We start from the raw sequence: 20,348 nt of genomic DNA, 5'->3' as shown, positions 1-20,348 counted from the left end.
GCGGCACGAAGGAAGTGGCCCACCAGCACCGCCACTGACGACGCGCCGCGAGCAGTCCTGCCGCTGAACCTCAGTGCCCGCGCAGGATTCGCCGCTTCTCCTCTGCGAACTCCTTCTCGGTCAGCGCCCCGGAATCACGCAGGGCCGTTATCGTTTTGAGCTGCTCGATGCGGATTCCTTCCCCCTCGGGAACGAATCGGCCTTGGCTGACATCTGTCTCCGGGCCGGTCGCCGCGCCCATCGAGTTGCTCCGGCGCGGCCGAAACAACCGCGCTGCGAACAGATCCAGCAGGCCGACAACAAAGACCACCGGGAACACCCAGACGTAAGCCCAGTGACCGGAGGGCTTCCCGAACGCCAGTCGCGGCGCGATGTAGGCGCCGACCTCCCCGTCGGTGGTGATCTGATAGTCGCCCGCCTGGGCGACCTGTACCCGCCACAGCCGCCGCCGGGTGTCGTTGTTGACGGTGGTGGTCATCCCGATGCTCTCCTGGAACTCCGGTTCGGCCACCCCGGCCGGCGGCGTCACCGACACGCTGATCGGCGGTACCGGCAGCCCACCTCCGGAGGGACTGGAGATGACCCGGGTGTGCAGATTGACCGTGACCTCACCCGCGGGAAGATGCACGGTACCAGAGCCCGGAATCGGCACCTCGCCGTAGGCGTCGTAGCGGTCGAGCACAAAGACGTTCAGTATCAGCGCCACCACGAAGCCGATCAGCCCGATCGCCATCAGGCCGACCGCCACCGCAGCCGGAATGCGTCGGATCGCCTGGCGCGCGCTCACTTACGGAAGTGTGCCACGGATTACCCGGGGCGCTACCGTCAGTGGTGATATCGATGAAGGTTCGCCGCGGTCGGAGGTGCCCATGCCAGAGTCAAGCATCGTCGTCCGACCCGAGCCCGGCGGCACTCCCTCGAACCGGTTGCAGGCGGCCGGGCTGGCCCACGCCACCGCAGTCTTCGGGCAGCTGGCGGCCACAGTTCCGCTGCCCGCCGCGCCGCATCCGATCGTCGTCGCCGACTACGGCGCCGCCACCGGCTATAACTCGATGCTTGCGATCGGCGCCGCGATCGCAGCATTTCGCCGGCGGACCCGGGCCGACCATCCCGTGTTGGTCGCCCACACCGACTTGCCGGACAACGATTTCACCGCGCTGTTCACCACGCTGGCCGAGGACCCCGACAGCTACACCCGCAAGGACCCGGCTGCCTTCCCATCGGCGATAGGCCGCTCTTTCTACCATCAGATTCTGCCCTCGCAGAGCGTCACCCTGGGCTGGACGTCCTGGGCGACGATGTGGCTGCGCGGGCCCGCTGGCGGGCTGCCGGAGTTCTCCGGCCACGTCCATGTCGAGCACAGTGGCGATGATGCCGCGCGGCGCGCCTACGCCCGCCGGGCCGCTCAGGACTGGCATGACTTCGTCGCGTTTCGCGGCCGGGAACTGAGCCCCGGCGGGAAGTTGCTGGTATTGACCGCGGCCGTCGACGCTGCGGGCCGGTCGGGCTACCAGCCGCTGCTCGACGCCATCGTCACCGTGCTCGAGGAGCAGGTGCGCGATGGGCAGCTCACCCGGGACGAAGTTGCGCGCATGACGATCCCCGCACTGGGACGCACCGAGAAGGAGCTTCGCGCTCCGTTCGCACCGGCGGGACGGTTCGAGTCACTGACGATCGAACACCTCGAGGTATTCGATGCCGAGGATCGCTTCTGGGATCGCTACCTGCTCGACGGAGACGCGGGCGCGCTGGGCGCACGCTGGGCCTCCTTCATCAGCACCGCGGTGTTTCCGACGCTGGCCGGCGCCCTGGCCGGTGGGGCCGATGACCCGCGCGCGACCGATTTCCAGCGCCACCTGGAGGCCGGCGTAGCTGCCCGGCTGGCGAGCAGCCCGCAGCAGGTGCAGATTCCGCTGGCGCTGGTCGTCCTGGCCAAGCAGCGCTAGGGGCTGACCGGGATCTCGCCGGCCGGTGCCTCGGTGGGCTCTGGAGCCGGATTCTCCGGGAACTCCGGGGCCGGTGGCACGACTGGCTCGGGGCTGGGAGTGAATGCGGGTGGCGGCTCGAAGGTCGGCGACGGGTCGATCGTGGTGGTGATCGATACCGTGGTGCGAACGCTGGAGTCCGGACCGGTGTCAGCGGCCCGGCGCAACACCAGCACTGCCACCGTGCCCAGCAACAGCGCAATCAGTGCGGCCAACAGCACCACCGGCACCGGCCGTCGATACCAGGCCGCGGTGCCATGCTCGCCCAGCAGCTCCGGGTCCGGCGGAGCCGGCTGCGTCAGCGGGACGGGCGCCGACCACGGCGGTGGGGTCACCACGGGCTGCAGCCCCGGGTCGGGGGCGAACTCGACTGCCGCAGGCGGCGCCTGCTCTGGCGGCGACAGCGGCTCCGGGAACGATGTGGGTGCCGCAGGTGGCGGCGCCGTCTCAGGTGGCGGTGCCGTCTTCGGAGCGGCCGCGACGTTGCCCGCAACGCTCAGTGCCGCACCGATCGCGGCGGTCAACTGGGGTCGCGGCGAGCTGATGACGGGGACCCCGAAGCGCTGCGACAGCCCCGTCGTGACCGTCGGCATGTTCGCCCCACCGCCCACCGAGACGATCGCCGCCAGCCCATTGGGGCGCAGCTGGCTGCGCTCCAAGGTCTGGTGCAAGAACGTGAAAAAGCCTTCGAGGGGCTGCCGCAGGGCCTCGTCGAGTTCCACCCGGGTGAGCCATACCCCGCCGTGGAAGCCCGCGAGTTCGGCCACCGTCTCTGACGACAGCTGCTCCTTGGCGTCACGGCACTGACTGCGCAATCTGGTCAGCGAACCCACCGTGGCAGGCCCGTCGCTGTTGCCTCCCAGATCGGCCACCACGTGATCAAGCAACGCCTGATCTATCACGTCACCAGATAGGACAGTGCTGCGTTGGGTGGCACCGAGCGGCTCGAAACCACGGGCGGCATCGACGAGCGTGACGTTGGTTCCGCTGCCCCCGAAGTCACACACCGCGATGACCCCGTCATCGGGCAGACCCGGATTAGCTTGCAGTGCAGTCAGAACCGCTTGGGTATCGGAGAGCAGCGTCACCGGATGCTGCGCCCACTCCGACACGCGGCCGAGCGCCGTACGCAGCGCCCCGACAGCGTCGCGCGACCAGTGCGCGGGATAACTGACCGCTACCGCGGGCGGTATCGGTCGGCCCTCGGTGACCGCGTAGGCCAGTGCGTGCAACCCATCGGCGAGCAGCTGCTCGGCGCGGTGCGTAGACCCATCGCTGGCCACCACCGGACCACCGCCACCAACGCGGTCCACAAAATCGCTCACCGCGAGCCCACGTTCATGCAGATCGGAACTGACCGCAGAGTTCTCCGACGGCATGCCGATCTGCGACGGCCGATCCCGAAACAGCGTCAGTACTGGGCGACGGGTGATCGCACGATCGGCGGTGACTGCCGCCAGTGTGGTCGCCCCGACGGACATCCCCAACGCGGGGCCAGTCTCTTGCGCCATGCTGTCCCATCCACGGTGTCCTCCGGCGGTCGATGCGCGCCGATCGGGCCAATTTTATCGGTGAATCTCCGATAAACCCCGCATTGCAGACCGTTTGGTGCGCCGGAGAACGCTCACCGAAGGTCACCGCTAGGTCGCCGCCGCCGTTCCTGAACAGGGGCCGCAGCAAGGTTCGCGGTGCGACAGATAGTTTGCTCGGGACTCCAGCAGTCGGGGTCATCTGGACGATACATTGCAGACACCCCCCGGTAACCGGAAGCTGATTCACAACGGGTCTCAGTTGTAACTCAGATCTTCGCCAGGGGCTACTCAGCGTCCCGCCCGGGTGTGGTCAGAAAACACTGAATATGTTCACTGCCAGCGGTGTCTGCTGCGAAAAAGGGGCCACATATGCCACCATGGAGCGGTGAACCCACGTCGGATACCTCGTTCCCTCGGTGTTGTTCTGGCCCTGACCTGGCTGCTGCACAGCACCGCCGTCACCCCTCCCCTCGCCTTCGCGGACCCCTGTCCCGATGTCCAAGTTTTGTTTGCTAGAGGTACCACCGAGGACCCCGGCCTCGGCGCGACCGGGCAAGCATTCGTCGACTCGTTACGGGCCCGGTTGCCCGAGCGGCCGATGGACGTTTACGCGATCGACTACCCGGCCACCAACGACTGGCCGACGGGCATTCAGGGCATCCGCGATGCCACCAGTCACATCGAGGCCACCGCGGCGAACTGCCCGGACACCAAGATGGTGCTCAGTGGCTTCTCGCAAGGCGCAGCGGTCATGGGCTTCTCGACCGCCAACGCCATACCGGACGGGGTGGAAGGCGTGGACATACCTCGCCCAATGCCCCCAGAGGTGGCCGACCACGTCGCCGCCGTGGTGCTCTTCGGTACCCCGAACGAGCGGGCGATGAACTTCCTCGGCCAACCGCCGCTGGTCATCGGTCCGGCGTACGTCCCCAAGACCATCCAGCTCTGCATGCCCGAAGACCCGGTCTGTTCCGAAGGACTCAATTTCTCAGCGCACGCGCCGGGCGCCTATAACGGGATCGCGGACGAAGGCGCGTCCTACGCGGCAAACCGGCTCTAACCACGGTGTTCGGCCCATACGAACGTCGTTGCGGTTTGCTGATCCCCGACCCGCGGACCACCGCCGCAACCCGGACATGTCAGCATTCAGGGATGAATCTGCCTAACTCGGTTCGTCTTTTCGCCGCCTTGGTCATGCTGACGGGAACCCTGGTGGCAGCACCGGTGGGCGTGCCGTCAGCTTCTGCGGAGCCGTGCCCGGACACCGAGGTGGTTTTCGCCCGGGGCTCTGGGCAGCCCGTCGGACTCGGGGACGTGGGCGACGCCTTCGTCTCCTCGCTGAAGGACCAGCTGCCGGATCGAGACGTCAGCGTCTACGCGGTCGAATACCCGGCGAGCACCGACTATCGCAACAGCGCCGTGCTCGGCGAGAGTGACGCCACCGCCCACATTCAGGGCACGGTCGCCAACTGCCCCAAGACCAAACTGGTGCTCGGCGGCTACTCGCAGGGGGCCAGTGTCATTGCGATGTCCAGCAATGCCCTGCCGGCTCCGGTGGCCAACCACGTCGTCGCGGTGGCACTTTTCGGCCCGCCGTCGAGCCCGTATTCCACCTCGCTGTGGGGCGGCCCGCTGCCGGTCCTGGCCTCGACCTACCAGCCCAAGACCATCGATTTCTGCCTGGCCGGTGACATCTACTGCGAAGACAGCGGCAGTGTCGTCCCGCACCTGATGTACGTGCAGGACGGTAAGGCCATTGAGGCCGCGACGTTTGTGGCGAATCGCGTCACCGCGGGCCAGGGCGGCAACTAGCGCCACCCGGCCCGGCGAGGGCGGTCAGAACAGCGTCGGAATCCGCGCGTCGATCAGATGCGGGCCCGGTTCTGCGATGGCCCGGCTGAACTGCTCGGCGAGCTCTTCGCAGGTGGTGGCGACCGTTGCCGGTACGCCGAACCCCTCGGCGATCTTGGCGAAGTCCATGTTGGGCCGCGACAGGTCCAGCAGGTCGTTTGCTTTGGGCCCGCCACCCTCGGCGCCCACCCGCGCCAGCTCGAGGCGCAGGATGGCGTACGCGCTGTTGTTGATCAGCACCGTGGTCACGTTCAGGTTCTCGCGCGCCATGGTCCACAGTGCGGAGATCGTGTAGGCAGCGCTGCCGTCGGCCTGCAGTGCGATCACCGGCCGGTCGGGTGCGGCCACGGCCGCACCCAGCGCGACCGGCAGACCCTGCCCGATCGCCCCACCGGTGAGGGTCAGAACGTCGTGGCGCGGCGCCCCCGCGGTGGCGGCGGGCAGCATCAGGCCCGAGGTGTTGGCCTCATCGGAGATGATCGCGTTCTCGGGCAGCAGCGCCCCGACCACCTGTACCCAGTTCTGCGGGGTGAGCTGGCCACTCGGCAGCTCCGGGACGGCGGCGGGCGCCGGACGCGGCTGCACCCCAGCGGCTACCGCCTCGGCCAACTGCTCTAGGGCGGCCACCACGTCGGTCTCCAGGCCGGCGAGGTTGTGCACGACGCAGCCCTCGGGGACCAGGTCGCTGGGCTTACCGGGATAGGCGAAGAACGACACCGGCGAGCGGGTGCCGGCCACCACCAGATGCCTGATGCCGTCGAGCTGGAATGCCGCCTGCTCGGCCAGGTAGCCGAGGCGGTCTATCGCCGGCACCCCGGCGCCACGAACGAGCCGCGCCGGGAAGGTCTCGACGAGGGCGCGCGCGCCGGTCGCTGCCGCGATCCGATCGGCGGCCTCCATCGCACGCACATCAGCGACCGCGGGCCCACCGATCAGCAGGGCCACGGGTTCGCCGCTGCCCAGGACGGCGGCGACCTCGGCGACGGCCTGGGGGTCGGGAGCAGCCGCCGGAACCGGGTCGACCGGTCCTGCCGCCTGCGCCCCGTCTTCCCAGGAGATGTCGGCGGGCAGAATCAGATTGGCCACCACCGCCGGACTGGCCATCGAGGCCGCGACCGCCTCCGCGGCGTCGCGGCCCACGTCACCACCGGCACCGGTGCGTCGCGACCAGCCGTGAGTCCAGTCCGTCAGCGGCTCGATGTCGGATTCCAGGGGCGCGTCGTACTTCTTGTGATAGGTGGCGTGATCACCGATCACGTTGACCATCGGCACGTGTGCACGGCGGGCGTTGTGCAGGTTCGCCAAGCCGTTACCCAGACCGGGTCCCAGGTGCAGCAGAGTGGCCGCGGGCTTCTCCGCCACCCGGGCATACCCGTCCGCGGCCCCGGTCACCACACCTTCGAACAGGCACAACACCCCGCGCATCTGCGGCACCGAATCCAAGGCAGCCACGAAGTGCATCTCCGAGGTTCCGGGATTGGCGAAGCAGACCTGCACCCCGCTGTCCACCAAAGTGGCGATCAGGGCCTGGGCTCCGTTTGTCATGTGGCTGCCTTTCTTGCCGGGCACCGGGGTAGGAGGAATGCTCGCGATCTGCTGCCTATAGAAGCACGCCGGGGTTCAGGATCCCGGCGGGGTCGAAGGCGTCCTTGATCCGGCGCATCAACGCGATCTTCACCGGGTCCTCCAGCTCCAGGAAATGCTGTGTCTTGACCCGTCCCAAACCGTGCTCTCCGGAGATGGCGCCACCGAGGTCCATGGCGGCCGCGAAGATGTCATGCAGCAGCCCGTGCCGGACCTCGTCGTCGGCGCAGAACACGGCCAGGTGGACGTTGCCGTCGCCGGCGTGTCCGCAGCCGACCACGCCGGCCCCCACACCCTGCGCGAATCCCTGCGCCTTGGTGAGGAACTGGTGCATCATCGCCCGCGGGACCACCACATCGATGACATCGTGGGCACCGGCCGCCTTCGCCGTCCAGAACGCCTTCTCCCGAGCCTCGATCAGCGCATGGGCCGAATTGCCCTCCAGCACATAGACATCAACGGCACCGAGTGTGGCCAGAAGTTCACCCAGCATGGCGACATCGTCGTCGAGACGTTCGCGATCACGGTTCTCCACTCCCACCACGAGGAAGGCCTCCGCGGTCTCACGGACCTCGTCAGGGATACCCAGGTTCAGATTCTGCGAGTAACTGATCGCCGCCAGCGTGAGCTTGTCGACGTATTCGAGGATCACCGGGTCCACCCCGCTGCGCACCACTTCCGGAACCGCGCGCATCACCGCGGGCAGGTCGGTGAACGGCGCCAGCAACGTCGCGGAGTGCCCCAGCCGGGGGTAGAGCCGGACGGTCACCTCGGTGGCCAACGCGCAGGTGCCCTCGGAGCCGATGATCAGCTGGGTCAGGTCATAACCGGTGGACAGCTTGGTGATCCGGCCGCCGGTGCGGATCAGCTCGCCGGTCGGCAACGCCGCCTGCAGCCCGAGCACGTTATTGCGGGTCACCCCGTATTTGACCGCGCGCATCCCGCCGGCGTTGGTGCCGACGTTGCCCCCGATGCTAGCCGAGAGCTCGCCGGGGAAGACGGTGTACATCAAGCCCGCCGGAGCCGTCGCGATGTCGAGGTCGGCCAGCGTCACCCCGGGCTGCACCACGGCGACCTGATTGTCGGTATCGATCTCGAGGATGGCGTTCATCCGCTCGAAGGAGATCAGCAGCCCGTCCGGACACGGTCGCGCCCCAGCCGACATGCCGGTGCCCGATCCGCGCGCGGTCACCGGAACCTTGGCTTCGGTCGCCGCGGCCAGCAGCGCCGCAACCTGCTCGGCGGTCTGGGGACGGGCGACATAGCGCGGTAGCACCGGCGCCCCGACCAGCGCCTCGTCGTGGCCGTAGTCGGGGCCGATCTGCTCACCGGTCAGAAGTCCGGTCGCTCCGACAATGTCGGCGAACCTCTGCGTGGCGTCGGTGTCTACCGTGCCCATGGAATCCCTACCTTCCGAATCCGGCGTCACGAAGCGCCTGAGCCATCGACCCGCCTGCCGGTGCCGCGTCCCGACGCCCAGCACTGTTGCCGGGACGCCGCCCACGATTCTGCTTGGCGGTGTCGGCTCGCGCAGCCGGTTTGGCCGCCGGGCCACGGGCGGGTTTGTCCCCCGACTTGTCACCCAGCCGCAGCGTCAGCCCGATGCGCTGGCGGTCGACGTCGACGTCGATCACTTTGACCTTGACCACCTGCCCGGATCGGACCACCTCGTGCGGATCGGAGACGAAGCGGTCCGACATGGCCGAGACGTGCACCAGGCCGTCCTGGTGCACGCCGACGTCGACGAAGGCCCCGAAGGCGGCAACGTTGGTCACCACACCCTCCAAGATCATGCCGACTTTGAGGTCGCCTACCTTCTCGACTCCCGCGGCGAACGTCGCCGTGGAGAACGCCGGCCGCGGGTCACGCCCGGGCTTCTCGAGCTCGGCCAGGATGTCGGTCACAGTCGGGATCCCGAAACGCTCGTCGGCGAAGTCGCCGGGTTGCAGCGACCGCAATGTTCTTTCGTCGCCGATGATCTCGGCCAGCGAGACAGCCGAGCGGTCCAAGATGCGCCGCACCACCGGATAGGCCTCCGGATGCACCCCCGAGGAATCCAGCGGGTCATCTCCGTCGCGGATACGCAGGAAGCCGGCACACTGCTCGAACGCCTTGGGCCCCAGCCGTGGAACGTCGAGCAAGGCGGCCCGGTTGCGGAACGGGCCGGTCTGGTCGCGGTGGGCGACGATGGCTTCGGCCAGGGACTCTGACACCCCCGACACCTTGGCCAGCAACGGAGCCGAGGCGGTGTTGAGGTCCACGCCCACGGCGTTCACCGCGTCTTCGACCACCGCATCGAGGCTGCGCGCGAGGATTCCCGGCGTCACATCGTGCTGGTATTGGCCAACGCCGATCGACTTCGGCTCGATCTTCACCAGCTCGGCCAGCGGGTCCTGCAGCCGTCGGGCGATCGACACCGCCCCGCGCAGGGTGACGTCGAGGTCGGGAAGCTCATGGGCGGCGTACGCCGACGCCGAGTACACCGATGCCCCGGCTTCGCTCACCATCGCCTTGACCGGTGCGGGGGCACCCGCCGCACGCAGATCGGCGATCAGCTCGGCGGCCAGGGCGTCGGTCTCCCGCGAGGCGGTGCCGTTGCCGACGGCGATCAGGTCGACTCCATGGCGGGCCACCAGCGCGGCCAGCGCGGCCTTGGCCTGATCCCACTGCTTCTGCGGTTGGTGCGGGAAGATGGCGCAGGTATCGACAACTTTGCCGGTGCCGTCGACGACGGCGACCTTCACTCCGGTCCGAAAGCCCGGGTCCAGACCCAGTGTGGTGCGGTTGCCCGCCGGCGCCGCCAGCAGCAGGTCTTTGAGGTTCTTGGCGAACACCGTCACCGCGTCCTGCTCGGCACGTTGCCGCAACCGCATTCGGGCATCGACGGCCGCCGAAAATGCCAACCGGGTGTCCCACGCCCACCGCACGGTATCGGCCAGCCAGGGCGTGGCCGGGCCTGATCCGGTCATGTTCACACTCAGCGACTTGGCGACCATCGCGTGGTAGGGCTCGTTGTCGCCGCCGTCGAAGGCCAGCGCCAGGGCGTCTTCCTTCTCGCCGCGCAACACCGCCAGTACCCGATGCGACGGCATGGTCTCCAGCGCTTCGCTGAACTCGAAGTAGTCGCGGAATTTCTGTGCGGCAGCACTTTTCGCGGCATCTTCGGAGCGCGGCATGGTCCGCAGGGATCCAGCCGACCAGAACTTCTCGCGGACCGCTCCCACCAGCTCGGCGTCCTCGGCGGCGCGTTCGACCAGGATTGCCCGGGCACCCTCCAGCGCTGCCGCGGCGTCGGCGACCTCCTCGCCGGTGTATTCCGCGGCGAGTTGCTGGGGGTCGAGGGTGGGATCGGCGAGCAGCCTGTCAGCCAGCGGCTCCAGTCCGGCCTCGCGGGCGATCTGCGCCTTGGTGCGTCGCTTGGGCTTGTAGGGCAGGTAGATGTCCTCGACGCGGGCCTTGGTGTCCGCGGTCAGCAGCGCGTTGCGCAGATCGTCGGTGAGCTTGCCCTGTTCTTCGATCGACGACAGGACCGCCGCCCGACGGTCGTCGAGCTCACGCAGGTAGCGCAGCCGCTCTTCCAGGGTGCGCAACTGGCCATCGTCGAGGCTGCCGGTCACCTCTTTGCGGTAACGCGCGATGAACGGCACCGTCGCTCCCTCGTCGAGCAGCGCGACGGCTGCCGCCACCTGCCGCTCTGTTACTGCCAGTTCCTCTGCAATGCGGGTATTCACCGGTTTGAGGGTCACGTTCGCGCTCACGCCGACGGACCCTACCGAACGCCGCTGACAGTTCCCGGGTGCGGCACGGCGTGACTTGTGACCGCACGCAGGGTGGCTACGATGCCGCCCACCGCGGCGGCACGGGAAGCCATCCGCGCGGACCTGGCACTGTTCGATGACGAGCCCGACCCAGACCCCCACCCGCGAGCGCCCCGGCCTATGACGGCAGCGAGTAACCGCTCATCTCACGCAACTGCCCCTTGGCGATCTTGCCACCGGACGAGCGCGGCAACCGATCGACGACGATAAGACGTTCGGGCAGCAGCTCTTTGGACACCCCGAGCTCCAACAGATGCGCAACGAGCTCGGCCAGCCCCAGGCTGCGCGCACCCGTGAGTTCGACATCGGCGAGCTCGACATAGACGCAGACCTTTTCACCGAACACCTCGTCGCGCATCGGCACGGCGGCCGCCACCGCGATCGCCGGATGGGTCATGACGGCGTCTTCGACCTGGGCGGCGCTGATGTTCTTGCCGCCTCGCAGGATGAAGTCGGAGGTGCGGCCGGTGACGCTCAGATAGCCGTCGGCGTCGATCTGGCAGATGTCTCCCATCCGCATCCAGCCGTCGGCGGTGAACAGTTTGTCGTGATCGACACCGTTGAGATAGCCCAAGCTGGTGGCGGGCCCCCGGCAGGCCGGCTGGCCACGACCGGACGCGGTCACGTCGGTGTTGCCGTCCTCACCCCCGAACAGCCGCACCGCCATCTCAGCGACGATGCGCCCACCGGTCCGCAACCGCCGCTCCACGGGATCCTTGAGCGTGGTCGCACTGAGCACCCCGGTCTCGTTGGAGCCGTAGAACTGCAAGATCTTGGCCCCGGTGAGCGCCTCGAACTCAGCAGCCGGCCGGTAGGGCAACGCCTCTCCCCCGGTGTAGACCACCCGCAGCGAGCTCAGATCGAATTCACGGCTGGCCGCATCAGCCATGATCATGGTCAATTGAGTGCTGACGCAGCACAATACGGTCACTCGGTGTCGCTCTATGGCAGCGCAGGTGGCGGCAGCACTGAAGCGGTCCAGCAGCACGGCGGTGGCGCCGAGGTGGATCGGGGTCAGGTGGCTGGTCCAGATTCCGAAGCCGAACGGCGTCGGAATGATCGGCATGAAGACGTCATCGGAGCTCAGTTGGCCGTTGGCGACGGCCAACTGGTGAAAGTAGTACCAACGGTTCTGGGTGTGCACCACGCATTTGGGCAACCCCGTGGTCCCCGAGGTGGAATTGATCAGGAAGACGTCGTCCGCTCCCAGCGGCCGGCCCGGCACGCCCACGCCTGTCGCGGCGCCAAGCGCCTCGCTGCTCATGGTCGGGATCCCAAGCCCGGCCGCGGTGTCGAGACGTTGCTGGTCGGTGATGAGTCGCTGGGCCTGCGAGGCGGCCAGAATCGCGCCGACCTCACGGGTTCCGGCCCGCGCACCGGTACCCACGACCACCGCACCGCAGCGCTCGATCGCCACGAACAGCACGTGGATGGCTGCAGAGTCGCCGTGCCACACGGCGATCCGGTCACCGGGGCCCACGCCGGTGGCGGCCAGTCGTGCGGCCAGCGCGTCAGCCGCGCTGTCGAAGTCGGGCCAGGTCAGCCCAACACCGGGATAATCGACATAGGCCACCCGGTCGGGGAACTGCCTTGCGTTGTGGCGTACCGCATCGGACAGAGTGCGCTGCGACCACCAGCCCACAGCGTGGTAGTGGGCGACCTCGGCGGGGGTGTATGCGGGCGATTCCCAGTCGATCTCGGGAGACATCGTCGCTTACCGCCTTAGGCCACTCGATGGTCAGTAGATGTAGTCTTCGCCGCTCGCGCGCACGGTGATGTCGCTGATGCTGATGCCCCAGGGCTGGTCGATCACGTGAACCACCGCCTCGGCGAGGTCTTCGGGGGTGATCAGCCAGTACTTCACCGAGTCGACATCGGTCTGTTCCGGGGCCAAGGTGCCCTTGGCGAACGCGGTCACCGATTCCATGTAGCTCTGGCCACGGGAACCGACGATGCCCAGGATCGCCGAGCCGTTGACCACTCCTTTGCCCAGATTGGTGCCCAGGACTCCGGTCGGCTTGACCGTGGTCACCTTGATCTTTCCCTTCGCCTCACTGCGCAGCGAATCCGACAGCACGGCGACCGCGGCCTTGGTCGCGCTGTACACCCCGGACCCGGCCACCCCGGCGTTGCCGTAGATCGACGAGATGTTGACGACATGACCTCGGCCCTGGGCGATCATCTGGTCATAAACCGCCGAGATGCCATTGACCACACCCTTGATGTTGATGTCGATCGCCCGGTGCCAATGCGGCCACGCCTTCTCGTGGTCAGCGAAGAAGGCGAGCGGCATCACGCCGGCGTTGTTGACGATCACGTCGACCGCTCCGAAGGTCTGCACCGCATGCTGCACCGCGGCGTGCATCTGCTCGATGTCGGTGACGTCGGCCACCTGATAGGTGCCGGACAGGCCCGCTTCGCGTATCCCGTCGAAGACCTCAGCGAGGCCTTCGGCTCCGATGTCGACGCCCACAACATGGGCCCCCGCGGCGGCACATTTCTCGGCGATCAGTTTGCCGAATCCACCGCCGGCACCGGTGATGACCACGACTTTGCCCTGCAAGTGCTGCGACATAGTCGGCCAGTTTAGGGGGCCAAGGCCGCACTTGTTACGGCCGCCCGATTTGCTCGGCGACAGGCGGCGCGTTCGACCGTCCGAGAACAACTCCGGACGTTATGTTTACTTCGTGAAGCGTCGAACGGCACTGGGGCTCCCCCTTCTGCTGGCGGCGGGTCCCACTTTGAGCCGGCTCCCGCGAGCCGGCGCGGACCCCGGCCGGTGGTCGATCGACCGGGTGAATCGCTGGTATCAGGCGCAGGGTTGGCCGGTCGGTTCGAACTACATCACCTCCACGGCGGTCAATCAGCTGGAGATGTTCCAGCCGGCCACCTTCGATCTGCGCCGGATCGACGCCGAGCTTGGCTGGGCTCAATCGGCGGGCTTCAACACCGTCCGGGTCTTCCTGCACGACCAGCTGTGGGCGGCCGATCAGCGCGGCTTCCAGTACCGACTGGGCCAGTTCGTCTCCGTCGCCGCCCGCCACCGGATCAAGCCGATGTTCGTGCTCTTCGACTCCTGCTGGGACCCGCATCCCAAGGCCGGCGCACAGCCCGCTCCCCGAGTGGGGATCCACAATTCACGCTGGGTGCAGAGCCCCGGGGCCGACCGGTTGGGCGATCGCAACTACTACCGCACTCTGTATGACTACGTCACCGGTGTGATGTCCCAGTTCCGCTACGACGAACGAATCCTGGCCTGGGACTTGTGGAACGAGCCGGACAACATGGCCCGCGAGTACAGCTCCGTGGAGAGGTCGGACAAGCTCGATCTGATCAGCGACCTGCTGCCCCAGGTGTTCAACTGGGCGCGATCCGTCGACGCCCGCCAGCCCTTGACCAGCGGTATCTGGGAGGGCTCACGGCAGGGCAGCACGATCGTGAACACCCAGCTCTACAGCTCCGACGTGATCACCTTCCACTCCTACGACAAGCCGGCGACCTTCAGTGAGCGCATCGCCGAACTGGCGCCGTTCGGCCGGCCGATGATGTGCACCGAGTACCTGGCCCGCACCCGTGGCAACACCATCGACGGGATTCTGCCGATCATGAAACGCCATAACGTGGGGGCCTACAACTGGGGTTTCGTGGCCGGGAGAACACAGACCTACCTGCCGTGGGACTCCTGGGACCATCCCTACACCGCTGAGCCGCAGGTGTGGTTCCACGATCTGGTGCAGCCCACCGGTCGCGCGTATCGCAATATGGAGATCATGACGATCAGCAACCTCACCGGGCGCTGAGCAACCACGGCTTCGATGATGAAATCATTACCGGCAATGCCGTCGGGCACGCAGTTCGGTGGCCGGATTTCATGGGATGGGCCGTGAGGAGTCGGTGATGGGCGAGACCGCGTCGGGTTCGCGGGCTGGGTCACGGGTGGGCCGTTACCTTCTCAAACGACTCCTGGGCCACGGCACCACCGGTGAGGTCTACGAGGCGATCGACACCCACAAGGACCGCACCGCCGCGCTCAAACTGCTGGCACCGGCGTTGGGCGGCAATCCAGAATTCCGTGATTGGCTGCAGCGCGAAGCCCTGGTCGTCGGCCGGGTGCAGGAGCCCCACGTGGTCCCGATTCGCGACTACGGCGAACTCGACGGCCAGGTGTTCCTCGACATGCCCATGGTCGAGGGCAGCGACTTGGCCTCCGTGTTGAAGCGCACCGGGGTACTGCCCCCCTCACGTGCGGTCAACGTCGTCTGGCAGGCGGCGTCGGCCCTGGATGCCGCGCACAGCGCCGGGGTGATCCATCGGGGTGTCAAGCCGCGCAACATCCTGCTGACCAGTGACGACTTCGTCTACCTGGTGGACTTCGGGCTCGCCGGCGCCCCCGGGGCAGCCGCGGCCGACGCCGAGAACGCCGGTGCCCGGTGGAAGTACGCCGCGCCGGAACTGTTCTCCGGTGACGACTTCGGCCCGGCAGTCGATGTCTATTCCCTGGCCTGCGTGCTCTACCAGTGCTTGACGGGCTCGCCGCCCTACCGCGCCGACAGCTTCACGATGCTGTCCAACGCGCACCAGACCAAGCCGATTCCGCGGCCCAGCCTTGCCGGGACCACCATCCCCGCGGCCCTCGACGAGGTGGTCGCCACGGGAATGGCCAAGGATCCGCGGGACCGCTACAGCAGCGCCGCAGAGCTGGCGACCGCCGCCTACCAGGCGTTGAGCGCACCCGACCAGCACCGCACCCTGCAGATCTACGAGGCCAGCCAGCAGTCCACTCCGCCGCTGATCGAGCAGGCGTCAAGTACGGCCGAGGTGGTGCCTGCCGAGCCCGTGCGGCCGGCCGAGCCACCTGCCGCACCGATTCAGGACGTCCCGGAGTCGCCTTCACCCCCGGTTGCCGCCCAGCCCGCCGCGACCACCGACGACGACTGGCTCACGCCGCCGCACCGCGCCGGCCTGCAACGCGACCCCGATAAACGCAAACGGCTGCTGCGGATCGGGGCGGCACTGCTCCTGGTCATCGGATTGATCACGTGGATGACGAGCCGATCGGACTCCGACGACTCGGCGGCCGACACCGCCACCTCTGCCGCCGGCGCCAGCGAGCCCACCACCACGGTCTCACCCGCCGAAGCGCAGGCGCGGCTGCTCAAACTGCTGCCGTCGGGCTACCCGGCGGGCACCTGCAGCTCGACCACACCGACGGGTGGAGCAGTCGCGGAGGTGACCTGCGGTCGCAACGTCGACGTCGACGGACCGCCGATAGCCACCTATTCACTGTTCCCCGATACCGCAGCGCTGAGGCAGAGCTTCGGCGACATCGTCGACGCCACCAACGTCGTCACCTGTCCGGGCCGCATCCAGTCGCCCGGCGCCTGGCACCGCACCGCCACCCCGGACAAGACGGCCGGCACCTTGCTGTGCGGCACTCGTCAGGGCTCACCGGTGCTGGTATGGACCAACGACGCCAACCTGGTGATCGGCTCATTGCGGACCGAACGCAACACGCCCACCCTGGAGCAGTTCTACACGTGGTGGAGTTCGCACTCCTGACGGTGGCCGCGCCCAACGCGAACCACCGCGGTAGTGAGATCCGTTACGCTCCCGCTTTGGAGTGACGCAGTCACCTGGCGAGATCCGGTCGAGCTGAGGAGTCAATCAACGATGAAGTTCTTCACCACTGCCGTGGCGGCCGTCGGCGCGTTCGCCGCGGCCGGAGCCGCTACCGTCGCGACCGCCAACGCGGATGCCGGTGATGCCGCGCCTTCGACGCATCCGATCGGCACCCAGGGCACCGTGGAGAACGGCGGCGTCATCCAAGGCTGGACGGTCAGCGACCTGCGTCCCAGTTCAGATGCCATTCCCTACCAGGCTCGCGGCACGCTGTGGGAGGCCACGGCCACCGATGTGGCCATCCAGGGCACGGTCATCCCGGTGATCGCCAACCTGGGCGCCCGCTCGGCCAGTGGCCAGACCTATCCAGCGTTGTTCACGGTCCCCACCGCCCAGGGCGTGAACCCGGCGAACCTGACGCAGGGCCAGAGGACCACCGGCAAGGTCTACTTCGACGTCACGGGTGACGCACCCGACAGCGCGGTGTACCAGGGTTCGGGTCAGGACCTGCTGGTGTGGACCCCGCCGCCGACCCCGGCAGGCGGACCGGCCGGCCCGGCCGCCACTGGTGCCCAGCACTCGTCGGGTCCCGCGGCCACCGGCGCGAAGCCGGCCCAATCGGGCACCCAAGGCGTCCCGGCGGCGACCGAGACCGTGCCGACCGCGGCCGGCAGCCAGGGCACGCCGCTACCCGCCAACAGTCAGGGCACGCCGTTGCCGACCGAGGCCGACGGTACCCCGGCCGCGGCGGCCGGCTCGGAGTCCGGTTCGGAGATTGGCCCCGCCCCGTCCTTTCAGCAGGTGCCCGGAACGCCGGCTCAGTCTGAGAACGCGGCTGCCGCCGGCAGCTCCGGCACCCCGCTGCCCGCCGAGGCTTCCGGGACATCGACCTCGGAGGCGGCGGGTTCGACCGGCACAACCGGAGCGAGCGGCACGGCGGGCTCGTCCGGCACCTCCGGCACGGAGGGCAACGCCTCAGCCAGTGGCTCAGGAACCTCGACCACCTCGCACTGACCGAGCCGGAGTTGTTTCTGGGTAGCCTGATCCGTCGCCCGTTACGATCGAATCAATTCCAAGATCAAATTCATCGGGATACAGCCGATGTGAGGAGTGAGACCCATGAAGTCCATCTCGACCGTCCTGGCCGCGGGCGCCCTGGCAGCTGCAGGTGCCCTCAGCACCGGGGTCGCCGGCGCCGACCCGGACCCGGCCAGCCAGGCGATCGGCACCCAGGGCACCGTGACCGAAGGCCCCGGTGTCCACGGCTGGACGGTCGTTGATCTGCGTCCCAGCTCCGACGCGATCCCCTACCAGCCGCGCGGCACGCTGTGGGAGGCCACCGCCACCGACGAGGCGATCCAGGGAACCGTCTTTCCGATCGTCGCCAACTTCAGCGCCCGTTCGGCCAGCGGTCAGAACTACCAGGCATTGTTCACCGTGCCCACGCCCCAGGGCATCGTCCCGACCGGCCTCACCCAGGGCCAGAAGACCAGCGGCAAGGTCTACTTCGACGTCACCGGCGACGCGCCGAACAGCATGGTCTATCAAACCGGCGGCAATGACCTGATCCGATGGGTGGCGCCGGCACCGCAGGCCCCGCCGCAGCCCCCGGCCTCTTCGAGCGGCTCCCAGCTCCCGGCGAGCGGCGGAACCCATCGCGCGCCGGCACCTGCGCGTGTCGCCCCGCCACGGCCCGCCACTCCCGCACCGGCCGCTCCCCCGCCCAGCAGTTCCGGAACCCCACTGACCGAAGGCAGCTCCGGGACGCCGCTTCCCGCCGAGGCTCCCTGAGCCACGCGGGTTCGGTGGCGGTCAGAGCTTGAATCGCCCCGCAAATCCGCGCAACGGCAGGTCGGCACTGGTCAACAGGCCCGGCGGGGCCGCCACCACCGACTTGATCGCGTTGAGTGCGGGCAGTCCGGTGACCGTCATGCCGATCGAGGCGAAGTTGTCCGGGTTGGACAGGTCCACGCCGGGCTTGGGGAAGATCATGTGCTTGTTGTAGACGCACGGATCGCCGGTGACCCGGGTGATGTAGCAGCCCTTGATGTTCCAGTTCGGTTCGGTGAACGGCGTCATCTGCCACTCCAGGTGCGTCTCCACCCGCGGCACGCCGTCGACCATGCCCTGATACTTGATGTAGTTGCCGCCCAGGGAACCCTTCGGCAGGGTGTACCAGCCCAGGTTGACATCCCTTGTGCAGGCGCCCAATTCGTAGCTGAACGCGACTTCGTCCAGAGTCAGGCCGAAGCAGTCCGCCATCATCAACACACTGTCGGCGAACACCCGGGTGAACTTCTCCAACTTGGCCGGGATCTCCGGGTCATCCACCGGCTGGCCGTAGCCCACCTCGATCCAGGTGTCCTTGGAATGGTGGCAGGACACATCCACCGACTCGATGGTGGTGATGTTCTCGATCTCGGCGACATCGGCCGAACACACCACGCCCAGAATCTGATTGACTCCCGGATTCATTCCGGTGCCGTAGAAGGTCGCACCGCCTTGTGCACAGGCTTCGGCCAGCAGTTGAGTCACCGGCTTGCCCGACGGATGGGGGTGGTTGGTGTCGCGGTGCCATCCGGTGATCCAGTCTGCGGTGGTGACGATGTTGATGCCGGCCTCGAGGATGGCGACGTAGAGGTCCTCGTCGGGGAACACCCCGTGGAATGTCAGAACATCGGGTTTGGCAGCGATGATCTCCTCGAGACTGCCCGTCGTGATCACCCCATTGGGCGCGATGCCGGCCAGCTCGCCGGCATCCTTGCCGATCTTCTCCGGGGAATAGCAGTGCACGCCTATCAATTCGAGGTCATCGCGGGCGGCGAACCGCCGGATCATCTCTGTTCCGACGTTGCCGGTGGCGACCTGGAACACGCGGATGGGTGCGGCGGCTGCGTTCATGCGGTGAAACCTCTCTGCGCTGTGAGTTCAGCGACCTCAGCGGCACTGCCACCGATGCCGTCGGGATAGAACTGCTTGGCCCACTGCCGAATTGCGGTGAAGCCCTCGTATTCAGCGGTCGCCAGAGCCGGCGGGTCCGAATAGCGTTGATGCGACCAGATATGAATGTCCTGCTCGAACTGCCGGATCACTTCGCGGCCGAAATCGCAGGCCCTGGCCTCAGCGCGGGCGGGATCGCCACCCGGTGTGCGCCCGATGTAGACCATGAAGCGGACATCCGAGGTGGAGTCGTCGACCGGGGTGATCGCCGAGATGGTGCGGTTGTCGATCATCCCCCAGCTCTTGGTCACCGCGATGCCCAAGCCGCCGTTGATGGCCTCCACGCCACTGTTGACGTCCTCGATCTTCTGACCGTCGTCGCCTTCGAAGGTGATCGTGAAGTCCACATAGGACACCGGCTCGCCGAAATCGTGGCGGGTGAAGACCGGCACGATCGGCGTCTGGTGCACGTACTTGAAGTGGGCGAAGTCCACGCCGTTCTCCAGTACGTACTGCGGGTGCATCTCCAGGCCCTGGCGAAACAGGCGCTGTTGCGGGTAGTAGTCGGCGGCGCGGCGATCGTCGAAGCTGGCGAATACGTCCGGTGCGTCGAAGAACGGCTCACGCCCCTGTGCGTCGTTCCAGATGTAGACCGACTCGTTGCGTTCGACGACGGGATAGGTGGTGATGCGCCGCCCACGATTGGGCTTGTCCTGGTAGGGAATACAGACATTGCGACCCTGGGCATTCCACTGCCAGCCGTGGAACGGGCACTGCAGCACCTCGCCACAGACGGTTCCGCCGAAGCCCAGGTGTGCGCCCAGGTGCTCGCAGTAGGCGTTCATCACGGTGAGCTGGCCGGACTCGGCGCGCCAGGCGACCATCTCCCGGCCGAAGTACTTCATGGAATGGACATCGCCGATGCCGATCTCGTCGGACCAAGCGACTTGAAACCAGCCTGTCGGGTTCATCGACAAGGGCGGTTTGGCCATGTCAACGCGTCCTCTCTGTGGTCTCGC

16 protein-coding genes are annotated in these 20,348 nt (G+C 67.5%); 7 read left to right on the top strand and 9 right to left on the bottom strand.

The features are described from left to right. Positions 1–70: 70 nt before the first annotated feature. Positions 71–733 carry an SHOCT domain-containing protein gene (locus BST15_RS11790; protein ID WP_052734886.1) on the bottom strand — a complete coding sequence of 221 codons (663 nt, stop codon included), beginning with the start codon at positions 731–733 and terminating at the stop codon, positions 71–73. Positions 734–869: 136 nt separating this feature from the next. On the opposite strand from BST15_RS11790, the gene BST15_RS11785 reads away from it, so the two are divergent. Then, positions 870–1,946: a class I SAM-dependent methyltransferase gene (locus tag BST15_RS11785; protein ID WP_046188326.1), complete on the top strand. Its 1,077-nt coding sequence runs from the start codon at positions 870–872 to the stop codon at positions 1,944–1,946. On the opposite strand, the gene BST15_RS11780 is transcribed toward BST15_RS11785, so the two are convergent. Next, positions 1,943–3,496 carry an Hsp70 family protein gene (locus tag BST15_RS11780; protein WP_052751360.1) on the bottom strand — a complete coding sequence of 518 codons (1,554 nt, stop codon included), beginning with the start codon at positions 3,494–3,496 and terminating at the stop codon, positions 1,943–1,945. The two genes, BST15_RS11785 and BST15_RS11780, sit on opposite strands and share 4 nt — an antisense overlap. A 406-nt stretch (positions 3,497–3,902) precedes the next feature. Between BST15_RS11780 and BST15_RS11775 the strand changes: the two genes are divergently transcribed. Together BST15_RS11775 and BST15_RS11770 are read left to right on the top strand one after the other, a co-directional pair. Beyond that, positions 3,903–4,577: a cutinase family protein gene (locus BST15_RS11775; RefSeq protein ID WP_052751361.1), complete on the top strand. Its 675-nt coding sequence runs from the start codon at positions 3,903–3,905 to the stop codon at positions 4,575–4,577. A 92-nt stretch (positions 4,578–4,669) separates the two neighbouring features. After that, positions 4,670–5,329: a cutinase family protein gene (locus BST15_RS11770; protein ID WP_109370689.1), complete on the top strand. Its 660-nt coding sequence runs from the start codon at positions 4,670–4,672 to the stop codon at positions 5,327–5,329. Positions 5,330–5,353: 24 nt separating this feature from the next. Here the strand turns inward: BST15_RS11770 and BST15_RS11765 are convergent, their stop codons facing one another. The 5 genes from BST15_RS11765 to BST15_RS11745 all read right to left on the bottom strand — a co-directional run bounded on the left by BST15_RS11765 (position 5,354) and on the right by BST15_RS11745 (position 13,345). Beyond that, positions 5,354–6,913 (bottom strand): acetolactate synthase large subunit, encoded by a 1,560-nt coding sequence (locus BST15_RS11765; RefSeq protein ID WP_046188348.1) that lies wholly within the window; start codon positions 6,911–6,913, stop codon positions 5,354–5,356. A 55-nt stretch (positions 6,914–6,968) separates the two neighbouring features. Next, positions 6,969–8,351: an FAD-binding oxidoreductase gene (locus BST15_RS11760; protein ID WP_046188327.1), complete on the bottom strand. Its 1,383-nt coding sequence runs from the start codon at positions 8,349–8,351 to the stop codon at positions 6,969–6,971. Between the two features lie 7 nt (positions 8,352–8,358). Further along, on the bottom strand, positions 8,359–10,710 hold the full coding sequence (locus BST15_RS11755) for a Tex family protein (RefSeq protein WP_046188328.1): 2,352 nt from the start codon (positions 10,708–10,710) through the stop codon (positions 8,359–8,361). A gap of 178 nt (positions 10,711–10,888) precedes the next feature. Continuing rightward, positions 10,889–12,478 carry a class I adenylate-forming enzyme family protein gene (locus BST15_RS11750; RefSeq protein ID WP_046188329.1) on the bottom strand — a complete coding sequence of 530 codons (1,590 nt, stop codon included), beginning with the start codon at positions 12,476–12,478 and terminating at the stop codon, positions 10,889–10,891. A gap of 30 nt (positions 12,479–12,508) precedes the next feature. Continuing rightward, on the bottom strand, positions 12,509–13,345 hold the full coding sequence (locus BST15_RS11745; protein WP_046188330.1) for an SDR family oxidoreductase: 837 nt from the start codon (positions 13,343–13,345) through the stop codon (positions 12,509–12,511). A gap of 112 nt (positions 13,346–13,457) precedes the next feature. Here BST15_RS11745 and BST15_RS11740 point away from each other — a divergent pair, with 112 nt between their 5' ends. The 4 genes from BST15_RS11740 to BST15_RS11725 all read left to right on the top strand — a co-directional run bounded on the left by BST15_RS11740 (position 13,458) and on the right by BST15_RS11725 (position 18,180). Next, positions 13,458–14,570, top strand: coding sequence for a glycoside hydrolase 5 family protein (locus tag BST15_RS11740; protein WP_046188331.1), 1,113 nt, complete (start codon positions 13,458–13,460; stop codon positions 14,568–14,570). Positions 14,571–14,667: 97 nt separating this feature from the next. Continuing rightward, positions 14,668–16,329, top strand: a complete 1,662-nt coding sequence (locus BST15_RS11735) for a serine/threonine-protein kinase (RefSeq protein ID WP_046188349.1) — start codon at positions 14,668–14,670, stop codon at positions 16,327–16,329. 111 nt (positions 16,330–16,440) lie between these two features. After that, positions 16,441–17,403 (top strand): DUF1942 domain-containing protein, encoded by a 963-nt coding sequence (locus BST15_RS11730; RefSeq protein ID WP_052751363.1) that lies wholly within the window; start codon positions 16,441–16,443, stop codon positions 17,401–17,403. Positions 17,404–17,508: 105 nt separating this feature from the next. After that, positions 17,509–18,180 (top strand): MPT63 family protein, encoded by a 672-nt coding sequence (locus tag BST15_RS11725; RefSeq protein ID WP_083070961.1) that lies wholly within the window; start codon positions 17,509–17,511, stop codon positions 18,178–18,180. 21 nt (positions 18,181–18,201) lie between these two features. On the opposite strand, the gene BST15_RS11720 is transcribed toward BST15_RS11725, so the two are convergent. Next, a complete protein-coding gene (locus BST15_RS11720; protein ID WP_046190334.1) occupies positions 18,202–19,290 on the bottom strand; it encodes an NAD(P)H-dependent amine dehydrogenase family protein in 1,089 nt (362 codons plus the stop codon). Then, positions 19,287–20,321 (bottom strand): Rieske 2Fe-2S domain-containing protein, encoded by a 1,035-nt coding sequence (locus BST15_RS11715; protein ID WP_046190333.1) that lies wholly within the window; start codon positions 20,319–20,321, stop codon positions 19,287–19,289. Before BST15_RS11715 ends, BST15_RS11720 begins: the two co-directional genes overlap by 4 nt. Positions 20,322–20,348 lie beyond the last annotated feature (27 nt).

The sequence above is a fragment of the Mycolicibacter arupensis genome (assembly GCF_002086515.1).
In the GTDB taxonomy this organism is placed as follows: Bacteria; Actinomycetota; Actinomycetes; order Mycobacteriales; family Mycobacteriaceae; genus Mycobacterium; species Mycobacterium arupense.
This window is presented reverse-complemented; position numbering and strand designations above follow the sequence as displayed.

Bases quoted from the DNA above. Each gene is read 5' to 3' on its own strand.
- BST15_RS11790 (WP_052734886.1), bottom strand. From the start codon at position 733: ATGGCGATCGGGCTGATCGGCTTCGTGGTGGCGCTGATACTGAACGTC.
- BST15_RS11785 (WP_046188326.1), top strand. From the start codon at position 870: ATGCCAGAGTCAAGCATCGTCGTCCGACCCGAGCCCGGCGGCACTCCC.
- BST15_RS11780 (WP_052751360.1), bottom strand. From the start codon at position 3,496: ATGGCGCAAGAGACTGGCCCCGCGTTGGGGATGTCCGTCGGGGCGACC.
- BST15_RS11770 (WP_109370689.1), top strand. From the start codon at position 4,670: ATGAATCTGCCTAACTCGGTTCGTCTTTTCGCCGCCTTGGTCATGCTG.
- BST15_RS11765 (WP_046188348.1), bottom strand. From the start codon at position 6,913: ATGACAAACGGAGCCCAGGCCCTGATCGCCACTTTGGTGGACAGCGGG.
- BST15_RS11760 (WP_046188327.1), bottom strand. From the start codon at position 8,351: ATGGGCACGGTAGACACCGACGCCACGCAGAGGTTCGCCGACATTGTC.
- BST15_RS11750 (WP_046188329.1), bottom strand. From the start codon at position 12,478: ATGTCTCCCGAGATCGACTGGGAATCGCCCGCATACACCCCCGCCGAG.
- BST15_RS11745 (WP_046188330.1), bottom strand. From the start codon at position 13,345: ATGTCGCAGCACTTGCAGGGCAAAGTCGTGGTCATCACCGGTGCCGGC.
- BST15_RS11735 (WP_046188349.1), top strand. From the start codon at position 14,668: ATGGGCGAGACCGCGTCGGGTTCGCGGGCTGGGTCACGGGTGGGCCGT.
- BST15_RS11730 (WP_052751363.1), top strand. From the start codon at position 16,441: ATGAAGTTCTTCACCACTGCCGTGGCGGCCGTCGGCGCGTTCGCCGCG.
- BST15_RS11725 (WP_083070961.1), top strand. From the start codon at position 17,509: ATGAAGTCCATCTCGACCGTCCTGGCCGCGGGCGCCCTGGCAGCTGCA.
- BST15_RS11720 (WP_046190334.1), bottom strand. From the start codon at position 19,290: ATGAACGCAGCCGCCGCACCCATCCGCGTGTTCCAGGTCGCCACCGGC.
- BST15_RS11715 (WP_046190333.1), bottom strand. From the start codon at position 20,321: ATGGCCAAACCGCCCTTGTCGATGAACCCGACAGGCTGGTTTCAAGTC.